General features: G+C 71.6%; 10 protein-coding genes. 5 read left to right on the top strand and 5 right to left on the bottom strand.

Features of this window, described 5'->3' with window-relative positions; genetic code table 11:
• Positions 1-249: 249 nt before the first annotated feature.
• Positions 250-2,931, top strand: a complete 2,682-nt coding sequence (locus tag WME83_RS24275) for a glycoside hydrolase family 15 protein (RefSeq protein ID WP_437321653.1) — start codon at positions 250-252, stop codon at positions 2,929-2,931.
• A gap of 26 nt (positions 2,932-2,957) precedes the next feature.
• Here WME83_RS24275 and WME83_RS24270 read toward each other — a convergent pair whose 3' ends face one another.
• The 5 genes from WME83_RS24270 to WME83_RS24250 all read right to left on the bottom strand — a co-directional run bounded on the left by WME83_RS24270 (position 2,958) and on the right by WME83_RS24250 (position 9,893).
• Complete coding sequence (locus WME83_RS24270) at positions 2,958-4,043, bottom strand: NAD(P)H-dependent flavin oxidoreductase (RefSeq protein WP_437321652.1); 1,086 nt, start codon at positions 4,041-4,043, stop codon at positions 2,958-2,960.
• A gap of 9 nt (positions 4,044-4,052) precedes the next feature.
• Complete coding sequence (locus WME83_RS24265; protein ID WP_437321651.1) at positions 4,053-5,681, bottom strand: M1 family metallopeptidase; 1,629 nt, start codon at positions 5,679-5,681, stop codon at positions 4,053-4,055.
• Positions 5,682-5,752: 71 nt separating this feature from the next.
• Positions 5,753-6,922: an ATP-binding protein gene (locus WME83_RS24260; protein ID WP_437321650.1), complete on the bottom strand. Its 1,170-nt coding sequence runs from the start codon at positions 6,920-6,922 to the stop codon at positions 5,753-5,755.
• Positions 6,919-8,199, bottom strand: coding sequence for a sensor histidine kinase (locus WME83_RS24255; RefSeq protein WP_437321649.1), 1,281 nt, complete (start codon positions 8,197-8,199; stop codon positions 6,919-6,921). Before WME83_RS24255 ends, WME83_RS24260 begins: the two co-directional genes overlap by 4 nt.
• 194 nt (positions 8,200-8,393) lie before the next feature.
• On the bottom strand, positions 8,394-9,893 hold the full coding sequence (locus tag WME83_RS24250) for a cobalamin B12-binding domain-containing protein (protein WP_437321648.1): 1,500 nt from the start codon (positions 9,891-9,893) through the stop codon (positions 8,394-8,396).
• Between the two features lie 208 nt (positions 9,894-10,101).
• Here WME83_RS24250 and pucL point away from each other — a divergent pair, with 208 nt between their 5' ends.
• From pucL to WME83_RS24230, 4 genes are all read left to right on the top strand, one after another.
• Positions 10,102-10,947 carry a factor-independent urate hydroxylase gene (pucL, locus tag WME83_RS24245; protein WP_437321647.1) on the top strand — a complete coding sequence of 282 codons (846 nt, stop codon included), beginning with the start codon at positions 10,102-10,104 and terminating at the stop codon, positions 10,945-10,947.
• A 33-nt stretch (positions 10,948-10,980) separates the two neighbouring features.
• Complete coding sequence (locus tag WME83_RS24240; RefSeq protein ID WP_437321646.1) at positions 10,981-12,660, top strand: lipase maturation factor family protein; 1,680 nt, start codon at positions 10,981-10,983, stop codon at positions 12,658-12,660.
• Between the two features lie 259 nt (positions 12,661-12,919).
• A complete protein-coding gene (locus WME83_RS24235) occupies positions 12,920-14,632 on the top strand; it encodes a DUF1592 domain-containing protein (RefSeq protein WP_437321645.1) in 1,713 nt (570 codons plus the stop codon).
• 1 nt (position 14,633) lies between these two features.
• Positions 14,634-16,010: a DUF1552 domain-containing protein gene (locus WME83_RS24230; protein WP_437321644.1), complete on the top strand. Its 1,377-nt coding sequence runs from the start codon at positions 14,634-14,636 to the stop codon at positions 16,008-16,010.
• Positions 16,011-16,112 lie beyond the last annotated feature (102 nt).

Raw genomic sequence — 16,112 nt, 5'->3', positions numbered from 1 at the left:
GCCTGGAGCCCGGCATGGCGGCGCGCGAGGGCGCGTTGTTTGCGTGCTATGCTGAAAAATTGCCGGCGTTCCACGCGGCGCAGGAGCGAGCAGAGCGCAGGGGGCCGCTGTCGCGGATCGCCTGCACCACGTGGAAATGTCAATCAAGTCGCTGGCTTACGGCAGCCGTGGAGAGCCCTCACGCGGCGGCTGCCCGGGTGGAAAGGGGATGGCGTGATGCGGAACCGGATTTCTTGTGGTGCTATAATTTTGCATCTGGCATTGGGGCTCGCGGGCTGTGCGGTCGGCGCGGACGAGGCCTCGTTCGGGGCGTCGGCCGTCCCGTTCGAACATGACGGCGAGGCGCCGGCGAGCGATGTGAGAGCCGCCGCCGCCGGCCTCAGCGCCGCGGGCGCAGGGGTGGCCTCGGTGTGGGGGCCTGCCGAGAAGTCGTTCCTCGGCACGTCGACGACCTCGGCCTCGCGGGTCTACTTCACCGGGTACCGCGGCATCGTGTCCGAGGTGTTCTATCCGGTGCTCGACACGGTCAACACCGTCGACCTGCAGTTCATGGTGGGGGACACGGCCAAGACCTTCGTCGATGAGGAGAAGCAGCAGAGCTACACCGTCACCCAGCCGGACAAGCGCTCCATGCGCTGGCAGGCGGTCACCAACAACATCCCCCACAACTGGCGCATCACCAAGAGCATCTTCACCGATCCGGGGCGCAACGCGCTGATCCAGCGCGTCCAGTTCGACGCGCTGAACGGTAAGAACGTCACCCAGTTCAACCTCTACCTGCTCCACAACCCGGCCATGGACAACTCCGGGGGCGGCGACACGTCGAAGACCGTGACGGCGGGCGGGCGCACGATGCTGGTCGCTTCGGAGAACAGCCGCTTCTCGGCGCTCGCGACCTCGCAACCGTGGAAGGTGCTGACGACCGGCGGCCTGCCGATGGTGTCGAGCGGCTTCGTCGGCTCGACCGACGGCTGGACCGACCTGCTCGGCGGCACCTCCGACAAGACGATGAGCTGGCGCAACGACCTCGCGAGCGGCGGCAACGTGGCGCAGATGGGCTGGATCGATCTCGGCACGAGCGCGGTCACCAGCGTCTCGTTCGACGTGGTGCTCGCCTTCGGCGCCACCGAGGCGGAGGCGACGACCACCGCGAACGCGACCCTCGGCAGCAACCTGACCACCCTGCGAACCACCTACGACAGCGGGTGGAACGGCTATGCGAGCGGGCTCGACAACCAGGGCGGCACCGCCGACGACCAGTATTACCTCGCGGCGATGTCGCTGAAGACGATCCAGGACAAGTCGAACGGCGCCATGATCGCCGGGATGGGCACGCCGTGGGGTGAGACCAACGGCGACGCCAACAACGGCGGCTACCACCTGGTCTGGCCGCGCGATCTGTTCAAGTTCGCGAGCGCGCTCGTGACGGCCGGGGACACGGCGACCGCGACCTCGGTGGTCAATTACCTGTTCAACACGCTCCAGCAGTCGAGCGACTGCGGGAGCGCCGAGTACAACGCGCCGAGCTGCCCCCAGGGCTACAGCCGCGTCGGCCGCTTCCCGCAGAACGCCTGGGTCAGCGGGTGGCAGTACTGGCAAGGCACGCAGATGGATGAGCAGGCGATGCCGATCATCCTGGCCTGGCGCCTCGGCCCGTCGGTGTACAACCCGCTGTGGTCGAAGATCAAGAAGACCGCGGACTACATCGTCAACACCGGCCCGTGGACCCAGCAGGAGCGCTGGGAGGAGAACTCCGGGTACTCGCCGTCGACCATCGCCGCCGAGATCGCCGGCCTCGTCTGCGCCGCCGCGATCGCGCGCGACAACGGCGACACGACGAGCGCAGCCCGTTACATGGCCGCCGCCGACTACTGGCAGCAGAACGTCGACCGCTGGACGTTCACGACCACCGGCTTTCACGAGGTGAACGGCCAGCACAGCTATCATGTCCGCATCAACCCGGCGGACCCGAACATCACCGGCACAGGGCGGCAGCGTTATAACCCCGTGTCCGGGCCGAACGCGGCGACCCCCCTCACGATCGGCAACGGCGGCGGCACGCACGACCAGCGCTACATCGTCGACGGCGGGTTCCTCGAGCTCGTGAGGATGGGGGTGAAGCGCCCGGACGATGCGTCGATCGTCGCGACGATGAAGATCTACGACAAGATCCTGAAGCGGAACATCCCCGGCAAGGGCGACGCCTGGTTCCGCTACAACTACGACGCGTACGGCGAGGAGAACGGCGGCGGCAACTTCGACGGCGACGGCGGTCGGGGCCGGCTGTGGCCCATCTTCACCGCCGAGCGCGGCATGTACGAGATCGCCCTCTCGGGCCTCGGCACCCAAGGCAGCACCTACCTCGCCGCGGTCAAGGCGTTCTCGACGCCGCAAGGCTTCATCCCGGAGCAGGTGTGGAGCGAGACGACGAACGTCACCGGCTGGATCGTCGAGAAGCCGGCGAACGCCACGGCGGGCACCCCGACGAGGTCGATGAGCCCGCTGAACTGGGCCATGGGCGAGTACATCAGCCTGCTGGCGTCGATCCGCGCGGGCAAGGTCGTCGACGTCCCGTCGGTGGTCTGCAGCCGCTACAACGCCTGCGTCGTGCCGCCCGCGTCCGGGCAGGCGAGCGTCGTGTTCAACGTGACCGCGAGCACCGTGGACGGCCAGCACGTGTACGTCACCGGCAACACCGCGGCGCTGGGCAACTGGAATACCGCGCTCGCCATCCCGGTCGATCCGCGCAGCTACCCGGTATGGACGAACCGGGTCAACCTGCCGGCCGGCAGCGCCCTGCAGTACAAGTACCTCCGCACGAACGTCGATGGCTCCGTCACCTGGGAGAACCTGCCCGGCGGGGGCAATCGCACGCTGAACACCCCGGCGTCCGGCGGGACGCTCACGCGAAACGACACCGTGACCTGGTAAGGCCAGGGCGGCGCGGGCGAGCCCCCTCAGGGCTGCATGAGCCCGCGGATCACCTGCTCGGCCTGCTCGACGAGCGCCGCCACGAGCTCGGCCGCCGGCCGCGGCCTGGCGAGGGCGGCGCTCTGCCCGGCCCAGAGCGACAGATAATCCTCGCGCCCCGCCGCCGCGGCGGCCCGGCGGATCGGCTGCGTGAGCCAGTTCTGGACCGGATACTCCGGGATGTCGTGCTCGTGCGGCGTCAGGGCCTCGACGAACGCGTTGGGGATGCCCCGCGCGGTGCGGCCGGAGAACACGCGGGTGAGCACGGTCGTGCGCGCGCCCGGCGAGGCCAGCGCGCTGCGGTGGCCGGCGCTCGCCCCCGACTCCTCGCAGGCGAGGAACGCCGTCCCGATCTGCACCCCGCTGGCGCCGAGCGCGAGCGCCGCCGCGACGCCGCGGCCGTCGGCGATGCCGCCCGCGGCGACCACCGGGGCCCGCACCGCGTCCACCACCTGCGGGACGAGCGACAGCGTGCCGACCAGCGACTCCCGCACGGGCCGCAGGAACGCGCCCCGATGCCCGCCCGCGTCGCTGCCCGAGGCGACGATGATGTCGACCCCGGCCTGGTCGAGCGCGATCGCCTCGTCGACGGTGGTGGCGGTGCCGATGACGGCGATCCCCCGCGCCTTCGCGCCCTCGATCACCGGGGCGGGCGGGACCCCCATGACGAAGCTCAGGGCTTGCGGCCTCGCCTGGAGCGCGGCCTCGACCTGCTCCTCGAAGCGCGGGGCGAACGCGCTGGGCACCTCGGGATCGGGCAGGCCGAGCTGCCGCAGCATGGGGCGCAGGCGCGCCACGTGCCGCTCGAGCTCCGCCGCGTCGATGGTGGTGGGCTCGCCGGGCTGCGGCACCCAGAGGTTGACCGCGAACGGGTGCGGCGTGAGCCGCCGGAGCTCGGGGATGAGGTCGCCGATCTGCGATGGAGTCAGGGCGTGCGCCCCGAAGGAGCCGAGCCCGCCGGCGTTCGAGACGGCGGCCGCGAGGGCGGTGGTGGACAGGCCGCCCCCGAAGGGGCCCTGGATGATCGGGAGACGGAGTCCGAGCTGTCGGGTGAGGCGGGTATCGGTCCACATGGCAGGGCTCTAGGTGGGGCAGAGGGTCGAGACGTCGATCGGGCACTCCAGCGTGCGGAGCCAGGCGGCGGCGAGCGCGTCGACCGCGGCGGCGCCGGCGCTGTCCGTCGCTGCCTTGATGGCGTCGATGAGGTCCTGCGTCCGCGCGGCGGTCCCCACGTTCGCCCTGTAGAAGTCGCCGAGGGCCTGGTCGAGCGCGCCGACGCCGATCGCGTCGGCCACCTCGCGGAAGAAGAACGCGCCTTTCATGTAGGGCACGGTCGACCACAGCGGATCGGTCAGGATGTCGATCTCGTTGCAGGTGTCCGGCAGCGCGATGGTGTTCTTGGCGCCCGCGGGGTCGCAGGCGTCCTTGAGATCGCACGCGTACGACGGCCAGACCTCCACGCCGAGCTCCTCGAGCGCGCGGGCCGCCAGGTACGAGGCGGTGCCCTCGGAGAGGACGAAGTCCTCCCAGCAGGCGATGCGCACGCCGTTGCCGAACCAGCCGTGGGCGGCCTCGTGCGCGTTGACCTCTTCGCGGTCGAGAGAGCCGCTCGAGACGTGCCAGAAGGGGTGATGTTCCATGCCGCCGTAGTCTCCGCCGCCCCAGTCGGCCGAGACGGTCCCCACGCTGTCGCCGAAGGGGTAGGGGCCGTAGGTGGTCTCCAGGAAGTCGACGACGTCGACGAGGTGCTCGGTGCCGGTCGCGGCGTCGGCCCCCTGGTCGGGCAGGTGCCATACGCTGACGCGGGTGCCTGCGGTCGTGACGCCGAGGGCCAGCTCGGTGAGCTCGGCGACGGCGATCGCGGGCATGTACGAAGGCGCGTCGGTGGGAATGGTCTCCGGATAGATCGCGGTCATGCCCTCCGGCACCCCGGTCACGCGCATCGTGAACCGCACGCCGTCCGCAGGATCGGATTTGCACGGGAAGAGGTTGCCGCAGAAATACGGCCAGAGGAACGACACCCCTGCTTCCGGCATCCACCCGTCGGAGCCGTTGTGGGGCTTGAACGCGTAATCGATGATGACCGTGGCGTCGCTCCCGGTCGACGGCACGCTCACGTGGAGCGCGCCGGCGGCCACCGCGTGGTCGAGGTCGCCCGACGGATCCGCGACCGACACGATGTCGAGGTCGCCGATCTCGAACGACGCGGCGGTGCTGTCCGACGCGGCGAGCACGATGGTCGCCCTGCCCGCCAGGCTGGCGAGGTCGAGCTCGAGGGCCGTCGAGAGGATGTCGCGCGTCCAGTCCTCGGCAGCGTGGCCGCCGCCGGAGCCGCCGGAGCCGCCAGTGCCGCCCGTGCCGCCGCCGGAGCCGCCGGAGCCGCCCGTGCCGCCGGAGCCGCCGTCGGAGCCGCCCGAGCCGCCGTCAGAGCCGCCCGAGCCACCCGTGCCGCCGCCGGAGCCACCCGTGCCGCCGCCGGAGCCGCCCGAGCCGCCGTCGGAGCCGCCCGAGCCGCCGTCGGAGCCGCCGGAGCCACCCGTGCCGCCGCCGGAGCCGCCCGTGCCGCCGTCGCCGCCCGCGGTGCTCGAGCTGCTGGTCGCGCCAGCGCCCCCATCACCGCCGCTGCCTGCGCCGCCGTCGTCGCCGCAGGCCGCCGCCGTCGCGAGGGTCGCCGAGGTCACGATCGAGAACCAGAGGGGAGTGCGCCGCATGCCTTTGCTCCTGGAGCAGGAGCGCGCATGCTAGGCGACCGCGAATCGCGCTCGAAGAAAGCTGCGTCGATTCAGCTGCTCCTCTCGACGGCCAGCGGCAGCGTGAAGAACACCCGCGTTCCCCGGCCGAGCTCGCTCTCCACGCGGATCGTGCCGCCGTGGCGCTCGACGAGGTTCTTGCAGATCGAGAGGCCGAGCCCCGTGCTCTTCTCGCCGCCGGTCGTCCGGGTGCTCGTCCTCCGGAACTTGCAGAACAGGCCGCTGATCTCCTCCGGGCGGATGCCGAGGCCCTGATCCTCGATCACCACCTCGACCGCCTGGTCGAGCCGTCGCGCGCGCACCGTCACCGTCGTGCCCGGATGAGAGAACTTGAAGGCGTTGCTGAGCAGGTTGCTCACGACCTGCTCGATCCGCTCGACGTCGCAGCGGACGGGCGGGAGATCGGCGGGCGCGTCGACGACCAGGGCGATCTGCTTGCGGCGGGCGCCGTGCTCGTTCAGCGATATCGCCGCCGCGATCAGGCCGCGCAGGTCGGCGTCCTGCAGGCGAAGCGCGACGTTCCCGTGCTCGAGCGTCGTGATGTCGAGCAGATCCTCGAGCAGCTGCAGCGCGAACTCGGCGTTGGCCTGGATCTTGGTGAGGTGGCGCCGCGCGTCCTCGCGCCCGGCCGAGGCGCCCCCGAGCTGCATCGCAGAGAACCACTGGATCGCCGCGATCGGATTGCGCAGATCGTGCGCGGCGATGCCCACGAGCTCATGGCTCCGCTGACTCTGCTCGGCGAGCTGCTGGTTCTCCCGGCGGAGCGTCTCGGCGCTCGCCTCGAGGCGAGCGAGGCGCCGATTGCGGTCGCAGAGCCGATCGTGCTGCGCGAACGCGTCCCGCACGACGGCGGCGAGCTCCGGCGGATCCCACGGCTTGGCGATGAATCGGTACACGCCGCCGTCGTTGATGGCCTGGACCGCCGCGTTCGTGTCCGCATAGGCCGTCATGAGGAGACGGACGGTCTCCGGAAACTCGGCCTGGACCGCGGCGTAGAACTCCGTGCCGGTCATGCCCGGCATCCGCTGATCGCTGAGGACGACGGGGATGGCCCGCACGCGCAGGAGCGCATGCCCCTCTTCGGCGCTCTCCGCGGTGAGGACCTCGTAGTCGCGCCGGAGCTCGCGGCGGAGCGCCTTCAGGGTCTCGCGCTCGTCGTCGACGATGAGCAGGGCGCGGCGCTCTCCGGGCGCGCTCGTCATCGATCGAGCTCCTTCGGCAGCGTGATCGTGAAGGTGCTCCCGGCCCCCGGGGTCGAGCGGACCGCGAGCGTGCCCCCGTGCTGATCCACGACGATCTTGTGCGAGATCGTGAGGCCGAGCCCCGTGCCCTGCCCGACGGGCTTGGTCGTGAAGAACGGATCGAAGATCCTGCCGACGACGTCATCGCTCATCCCGGCGCCGTTGTCCTCGAACTCGAGGGCGATCTGGCGCCCCTCGTCCCGCGCGCGGATCGCGATGCGGCCGTTCCCCGGGCCGCGGCACTCGACCGCCTGGGCCGCGTTGATGAGCAGGTTCAGGAACACCTGGCTGAGCTCCGCCGGCTTGCACCGCACCTTCGGCAGGTCGGCCCACTCCACCGTCACCTGGACGCCGCCGCTCCTCAGCGCTGGGCCGGCGATCGCGAGGGTGCTCTCCAGGCTCTCCCGCAGGTCGGAGCGCTCCACCTCCGCCTGGTCGAGCCGCGCGAAGGTCCTGAGATCCTCGACGATCTTCTGCACGCGCGCGAGGCCGCCGAGGGTGCCTTTCACGAGATCGCCCGCGTCCTCGCGCAGAAACTCGAGGTCGGCGTCCTCGCGGAGCGCCTCGGCGATGCCCGCCACGTCGTCCGGGCGCCCGCGGAGGGCGGCCGCCTCGAGCGCCTCGTAGGCGGCGAACAGCCGACCGAGCGACGCTCCCAGCGTGTGCACGTTGCTGCGGACGAAGGCGAGGGGGTTGTTGATCTCGTGGGCCACGCCGGCGGCCAGCTTGCCGAGGGCGTTCATCTTCTCCGAGTGGACGAGCATCGATTGCGTGGCGCGCAGCTGCCCGAGCGACCTCTCGAGCGCCTTCTGCTCGGACAGGAGCCGCCGCTGGAGGCTCGTGATCCTCGAGTTGAGCGCGGACACCTCGGCGACCACGCGCTCGAGCTCGACGACGTCGAACTCGGCGAGGATCAGCAGCGCATCGTCGAGCCGCCACACCTCGCCGCGGACGCTGTGCGCGATCGCGCGGAGATCCCCGAAGTGCAGGATGCCGCGGTGGACCGGCGCGTCGCCGCCGGGCCCCGCCGCGGCGAGCTGCGGAAAGCTCGGGCTGACGAGGCGGGCCGGCTCACCCGCGCGTCCGAGCAGCCGGCGCATGCCGCGGTTCGCGAGCCGGGGCGCGCCGTCCGGCGCGAACACGCCCACCGCCAGCGCGGTGGAGTCCATGAGAAAGGAGCCGGCGAGCTCTGCGATCCTGCCGTCGGGCTGCCCTGTCGCCGGCAGGGCCAATCCCATCTTTTCTTCGTTATCTCCTGTGCTTCGCGGCTCGCGCGGTGCCATCGCGGACTCCGGGCCTCACCTTCGATTCCGGTGGGAACGACCTGTTCTTGCCAGGCCGGCGCGAAGGTCGCTAGACGAAACGCACCCCGCTGGCGCCGCAGCCGCTCGCCCGCGCTGGCGGGATCGGCGCGCGGGCGCGCCGGGCAGGGTCATGCGGCGCGCGCGGCGAGGAGCCGCTCCGCCGCGCGGACGGCCCCCTCGGCGGTCGGCGCCGAGCCGTCGGCGCCGACCTGCCTCCAGAGGTCGGAAACTGCGCAGAACGGCCGGCCGCCGACGAGGACGACGACCCCCTTGCACCGCACGTCGCGGCGCGCGGCGGCGATGAGAGCGCCCACGCTGGCGAGGTGCTCGCCGAGCGCGGCCGAGATCGCGAGGACGTCGGCCTTGCAGCGGACGACCGCGTCAATCACGTCCTGCGCCGGCGTGCTGGCCCCGAGATAGAAGGTGTCCCACCCCGCCATCTCGAAGAAATCGGCGACGAAGCGCGCGCCTATCTCGTGGAGGTTGCCGTCGACCGCGGTGGCCACGAGCCGTAGGCCGGCCCGATGGGCGCTCGGGACGAGCGGGTACAGCTGATTGATGACCATCTGGGTGACCGCCGTGCAGTAGTGCTCCTCGGCGATGCTGAGCTGATGGAGCTGCCACAGCCGGCCCACCTCGTACTGGCACGGCTGCAGGACGTGAGCATAGATGTCCCCGATCGGCGTGCTCGCCTCGACCGCCTCCCGGATGAGCCTCATGGCCCGCCGCCGGTCCCGCTGGAGGAGCGCGTCGAGGTAGCCGCACGCGAGCACGCCGAGCGGGGCCTCGGGCCGGACGAAGCTCGGAGGCTCGACGCGCGCCGACGTGAGCCGATCGATCGCCGCGGACAGGTACCTCCGCGGCGCCTCGGCGAGCTGCTCGGGCAGCGCGATCGCGAGGACGTCGCCGAGCGCGCCGAGGTGGCCCACGAGCTCGGCGGGGTCGAGGCCGAAGCCGACCAGCAGCGCCTGCGCCCAGTCCGCGTACGCGCCGAAGAGCTCGGGCGACCCCAGCTCGACGGCCGCGGCGAGCTGCGCGAGGTGGCGATGGGCGTCCTCCAGGCAGCGGGCGCGCCCCAGGCCGTGGGCGAGCGCGTCCTCCGGCCGCCGCGCGTAGCTGAGCGCCACGCTCATCGGGGCGATGCGCGGCGCCGACATGCGGAGCGCCTCCGCCGCCGAGGCCACCTCGCCCGGCACGGGGCCGGCCGGGGGGACGGCCGCCAGCGCGGCCGGCGTCACGAGGGGCGCGTCGTCGAGGCGCCGCCGGCCGGCGGCGAGGACGCCTTGCGCGACCGCGGCGAGCGCCGGGTCGAGCTGCTCGCCGACGCTCTCGCCGAGCGCGTCCAGCGCGGCGGCGAGCGCGCTCCGCGGCACGCCGAGCCCCTCGAGGAACACCGCCGCGAAGGCGCAGTGCTCGCCGAGCTCGTCGCCTCCCCCGGCGCGCAGCGCCGCCGCGAGCGCGTCGATGTGCGCGCCGAGGTCCAGGCCGCACCGCGCGAGGGCCTCGCGGGCGCCGGGGGCGACCTGCGCGGCCGCCGCGCCCCGCAGGCGCCCGAGCGCGGCCGTCATCAACGCTTCGCGGGAGGCGAGGAGTCGATCGGCCGCCCTGTCGCGCTCTGCGATCGCCATAACGACCTATCTTGCGACGCGCGCTCGCCGGCGCACGTCCCGTATCGCACGAGCCCGCCCGGGGCGTTCCGGCGGGCGGCGGGCGCCTCACCGCGGGCGCTGCCCGCGCCGGCTGCCCGCCGGGCTTGAGCCGGCGTCCCGCTTCAAGGTACGGTATCTCCCGCATCGCAACGAAGCGTCGTTGCCCGGGCGCGGGAGCTGAAGAACGATGTCGATCTCCTTGGTGCGGAACAGCTATGGCAAATCGAGGGTGCGGCTCGTCAAGGTCCGCCGCGCGGACGGGCGGCACGAGCTCACCGACATCGACATCGACATCCAGCTCGAGGGCGATTTCGACGACGCCTACACGCGGGGCGACAACAGCAAGGTGCTGCCCACGGACACGATGAAAAACACCGTGTACGCCCTCGCCCAGGGCCACCCGGTCGAGCCGATCGAGGACTTCGGCGTCCTGCTCGCCGAGCACTTCCTCGGAAAGGACCATACCCGGCTGGCGCGGGTCGCCATCGCGGAGAACGTCTGGTCGCGCATCGACGCGGGCGGCGCGCCGCACCGGCACGCCTTCCTCCGCGCCGGGGCCGAGCGGCGGACCGCGGAGATCACGGCGACGCCCGGCGGGGTCGAGATCGTGTCCGGCATCGCGGATCTGCTCGTCCTCAAGACCGGCGGCTCGGCGTTCTCGGGCTTCCCGCGCGACAAGTACACGACGCTGAAGGAGACGGAGGACCGCATCCTCTCCACGCTCATCCTGGCGCGATGGCGCGCGGCGGCCCGCGACGAGGCCCCCACGGCGACCTGGGAGCGCGCCCGCCGCGCCCTGCTCGAGACGTTCGCCGAGCAGCACAGCCTCTCGGTGCAGCACACCATCCACGCGCTCGCGGAGGCCGTGCTCGCGGCCTGCCCGGCCGTCGACGAGCTGAGACTCTCGCTGCCGAACAAGCATTGCCTGCTCGTCGATCTCTCGCGCTTCGGGCTCGGCAACGACAACGAGATCTTCGTCCCCGTGGACGAGCCGCACGGGCTCATCCACGCCACGATGAAGCGCGGTGGATGACCGGCGCGCGGGGGGGCTATCCTCGCGCGCCCGATGGCTCGCGAAGCACCGCCCCCCGCCGCAGCGCCGGCCGACGAAGCAGCGCCGGCCGACGACGACCGCGCGTTCCTCCGCCGCATCCGGAGCCACCCGCTCCGCCGCTTCCTCGGCCCTCCGCGCACGTACCTGCTGACGCGCTTCGTCCTGCTCCGCCTGCTCGGCTTCGTCTACCTCATCGCGTTCTTCTCGCTCGCCCGGCAGCTCGGCCCGCTCCTCGGCCCGGACGGGCTCCTGCCGGCGGACCGGTTCCTCGAGCGCCTCCTCGCCGTGACCGGCTCGCCCGGCGCCGCGTTCCGCCGGCTCCCCACGCTCTTTCTGTGGCTCGGCGCGTCCGAGGGCGTCCTCCTCGCCGCCGCGTGGGCCGGCGTCGCGCTGTCGCTCGCCGTGTGCGCCGGCGTCACCAACGCGATCGTGCAGCTCGCGCTCTGGGCGCTTTACCTCTCGTTCGTGCACATCGGGCAGGTCTTCTACGGTTACGGCTGGGAGCACCAGCTCGCTGAGACCGGCTTTCTGGCCATCTTCCTCTGTCCGGTGCGCGGCCTCCGCCCGTTCCGGTCGCCGCCGCCGCCGGTCGTGGTGATCTGGCTCTTCCGCTGGCTCATCTTCCGGATCATGCTCGGCGCCGGCCTCATCAAGCTCCGGGGCGACCCGTGCTGGCGCGACCTCTCGTGCCTTGTCTATCATTACGAGACGCAGCCGGTGCCGAGCCCGCTGAGCTATTACCTCCACCAGCTCCCGCGGCCGGTGCACGCGCTCGGCGCGCTGTTCAACCACCTCGTCGAGCTGGTCGTCCCCTGGTTCGCGTTCGGCCCCCGCCGCGCCCGGCACGCCGCCGGCGCGCTCCTCGTGCTCTTCCAGGTGATGCTCATCGCGAGCGGCAACCTCTCCTTCCTCAACTGGCTCACCATCGTCCCGGCGCTCGCCTGCTTCGATGACGGCGCCCTCGGCCGGCTCTTCCCGGCGCGGCTCAGGGAGCGCGCCGCGGCGCTGTCCGAGGGGCGCTCGCCGTCCCGCGCGCACCGCGCCGCCGCCGCCGTGCTCGCGATCCTGGTGCTCTGCCTCAGCGTGAGCCCGGTCATGAACCTGCTCTCGCCGCGGCAGGCGATGAACGCCACGTTCGACAGCTTCGGTCTGGTGAACACCTATGGTGCGTTCGGCAGCGTCGGCCGGGAGCGCTACGAGGTGATCCTGGAGGGCACGAGCGACGAGGCGCTCGGGGAGGGGACCCGGTGGCTCGAATACGACCTGCCGTGCAAGCCGGGCGACGTGCGCCGGCGCCCGTGCGTCATCACGCCGTATCATTACCGCCTCGACTGGCAGATCTGGTTCGCCGCGTTCGGGAGCTACGAGAGCGAGCCGTGGCTCGTCCATTTCATCTACAAGCTCCTCACGGGCGACCCGGGCGCGCAGCGCCTGCTCGGGCGGAACCCGTTTCCCGGCGCGCCGCCCCGGTACATCCGCGCCGAGCTCTACCGGTACAGCTTCACCCGCATCGGCGACGGCAGCGGCGCGTGGTGGCGCCGCGAGCGCGTCGGAGCGTACCTGCCGCCGCTGTCCGCCGACGACCCGGCGCTTCGCCGCTTCCTCGCCGCGCATGGATGGCTGCGGCTGCCTGCCTCCCGCGCGGCCGCGCCCGCGAACGACGGGAGGAGCGGAGTCGAGGACACCCCATAATCCCTCGGAGCGCGCGCTCGTCGCGCGGCGCGCCGGCGCTCCCCCGGAGCAGCCCGGCGCCCGGGCGCGGTAAGATTTCTGGCGCGCCCGTGATCAAGGCGCCCCAGCGCGGGCATTCAGGGGATCGCGGTCCTGGTTTCGGCGCGGTGACGCGGAGAGACACGATAGCTTCGGCGTGAGTGCAATTTTCTTGGCCCGAGTCGCCGAGCGCGTGCCGAAGCTTCACCGTAGGTGGTGAACGACGGTAGGAGGTCACGGTATGGCTGACTTAAGGGTTCGTCGCTGGCGAGGTTGTCTCGCGGCCACCGCGACGCTCGCGCTGACGCTCGCGGCCGGGTGCGACGGGAGGATCGGAGCGGCGGGCGCCGGCGCCGGGGAGGACGTCCCGGCGTCCGGACAAGGCGGTCCGCAGGCGTGCGGGGGGACAGAGCGGCTCCTCGCGCCGCAGCGGCGTCTGACGCGATTCGAATACAACAACACGGTTCGAGATCTGCTCGGAACGTCGCTTACCCCTGCCGATCAATTCCCGGTGGACGAGGTCGCCGGCGGGTTCAACAACAACGCGTCGGTGCTGACGATATCGTCGCTGCACGCCGAGAAATACCTGCTGGCGGCCGAGGCGCTCGCGGCCGAGGCCGTGGCGGGCGATCTGTCGAAGCTGTTGCCGTGCGACCCGGCCGCCGTCGAGGGCCAGGCCGAGGCGGAGGCGGCGTGCGCGCGGAAGTTCATCGAGACCTTCGGCCGCCGCGCGTACCGCCGGCCGCTCGCGCCAGAGGACGTCGACCGGCTGATGCGCGCCTACGACGCTGGGCGCACGGGCGGGTCGCTGCGCGAGGGGATCGAGGTGGTCATCCGGGCCGCGCTGCAGTCGCCGAAGTTCCTGTTCCGCCTGGAGCTGCGCCACGATCTCGACGACGCCGCGCCGAAGGTGCGCCTCGACCCGTACGAGATGGCGTCCCGCCTCTCCTACCTCGTCTGGGCGTCGGGGCCGGACGACGAGCTGCTCGCGGACGCCGAGGCCGGATTGCTCGAGACCCGCGAACAGCTCGCCGAGCGAGCCCGCGAGATGCTCGAGAGCCCGCGGGCGCGCCTGGCCATTGCAGAATTCTACAAGCAATGGCTCAACCTCGGGAGGCTCCAGACCATCGTCAAGCTGGAGAGCGCCTTCCCCGGGTTCGACGACGAGCTCGTCGCGGGGATGAGCGCCGAGACGCCCGCGTTCATCGAGCACGTGCTGTGGTCGGGGGACCGGAAGCTGTCGAGCCTGCTCACGCTGCCCGTCGGCTTCGCCACCGAGCCGGTCGCCGAGCTGTACGGCGTGTCGGTCCCGCCCGGCACGACCACGCCCCAGCTCGTCGAGCTCCCGCCCGAGCAGCGCGCAGGGCTGCTCACGCAGCCCGCGTTCCTGGCCGTCCATGCGCACCCGGATCAGACGTCTCCGGTCCTGCGCGGCAAGGCGATCCGGCAGAAGTTCCTGTGTTACGATCCGCCGCCGCCCCCGGACGACGTCGACCTCACGCCGCCCACGGGCGAGGAGGGCGCCACGGCGCGCGAGCGGTTCCAGCAGCACTCCTCCGACGCGTCGTGCGCCGGCTGTCATCAGCTGATGGATCCCATCGGCTTCGCGTTCGAGAACTACGATGCTGTCGGCGCCTACCGCACCGAGGAGGGCGGCCAGGTCATCGACAGCTCGGGCGAGATCTTCCGGTCCGCGGACGTGGATGGCCCGTTCGTCGGCGTCCGCGAGCTGGCGGAGCGGCTCGCCGGGAGCGAGCAGGTCCGCGAGTGCCTCGCGACGCAGTGGTTCCGCTACGCGGCGGGCCGCTTCGAGACGGACGGCGACGGTTGCTCGCTCGACCAGCTGCGCGGCGGGTTCCACGCCTCCGAGGGCGATCTCGTGGAGCTCATCGTGGCCACCACGCAGACCGAGGCGTTCATGTTCCGCAGCGCGATCGCGGCAGAGGAGGAGTGAGATGAGACAGCGAATGATCTCCAGGCGGCGGATGCTCCAGGGCGCGCTGGCGGCGACGGCGACGATCCCGCTGCTCAACTCCGAGCTGGCCCGCGGGGACGAGACCATCGCGCCCAAGCGCTTCGTGGTGTTCTACACGCCGAACGGCACGCTCGAGTCGCAATGGATGCCCCAGGGCACCGAGACCAACTTCACGCTGAGCCCGCTCTTGCAGCCGCTCTCGCCGTTCAAGGCGAAGCTGATCCCGATGCGCGGGATCAACATGAACGTCGTGGTCAACTCCAACATCGGCTCCGAGCACGCGCGGGGCATCGGCGGCCTGCTCACGGGGCGGGCGCTGCTCCGGGGCAATTTCCGGAGCTTCAACTCCAACAACGCCGGCTGGTCGTCGGGGATCTCGCTCGACCAGCACATTGCTAACAAGCTGAAGCCCCCGACGCTGTTTCGCACCCTGGAGCTCGGCGTCCAGGTCCGCGACGCGGAGGTGCGCGGCCGGATCTGCTACGCCGGGCCCGATCAGCCCATCCCGCCGCGCGAGGATCCCTACGATACGTTCGAGCAGCTCTTCGGGGCCTCGGTGCCGGGCCAGGGCCAGGGCAGCTCCGAAGCGCTGGATCGGCTGCGCGCGCAGCGGCGCACCGTGTTCGACATCCTCCGCGAGGACATCGCCGACGTGCGGCCGCGCATCGGCCGGGAAGATCGCGTGAAGCTCGACGCCCACCTGCAGTCGATCCAGGACATCGAGGCGCGCCTCGCCGGCGGCGGCTCGTCGAGCGGCGGCGGCCCGACCCCGGGCACGAGCTGCCAGGGCCCGGCGCTCGGCAATCGCATCGACCTCTCGGACGACGCGAACATGCCCGCCATCGGCAAGCTCCAGATGGACATGGCGGCCGCGGCGCTCGCCTGCGATCTCACCCGGATCTGCACGATCCAGTGGTCGTACGCCGAGAGCGAGCACCTCTATCCGTTCCTCGATCTCCAGGGGAACCACCACGCCATCTCCCACCAGTGGGACACCGCGGGCAAGGCGCAGTACTCGAAGATCCACACGTGGTTCGCGGAGCAGCTCGCCTACCTCCTCGGCAAGCTCGACTCGTACGCGGAGGGGGATCGCACGCTCCTCGACAACACCGTCGTCCTGTGGGTCACCGAGATCAGCGAGTCGACGCAGCACGCGCTCACGAACATGCCGTTCCTGCTCGCCGGCAGCGCGGGCGGGGCCTTCCGCACCGGCCGCTTCGTGGACTACCTGGCGAACGGCGGCTCCCCCCGCCAGCACAACGATCTGCTGGTCTCGATCGCCAACGCGATGGGGACCGACGACACGACCTTCGGCGACCCCCAGTTCTGCACCGGGCCGCTCCCCAGCCTCACCTGACCGCGCCCCGCCGGCGGGACACACGCTCCCGTTAGCGTCGCGATCTGCCTGGATCGAGGCCGTGGCTCGCCGGCGCCGCGCCCTCTCGGGTCTTGCATTTTT

It is taken from the genome of Sorangium sp. So ce385 (assembly GCF_051474135.1).
Classification (GTDB): domain Bacteria; phylum Myxococcota_A; class Polyangia; order Polyangiales; family Polyangiaceae; genus Sorangium; species Sorangium cellulosum_D.
This window is presented reverse-complemented; position numbering and strand designations above follow the sequence as displayed.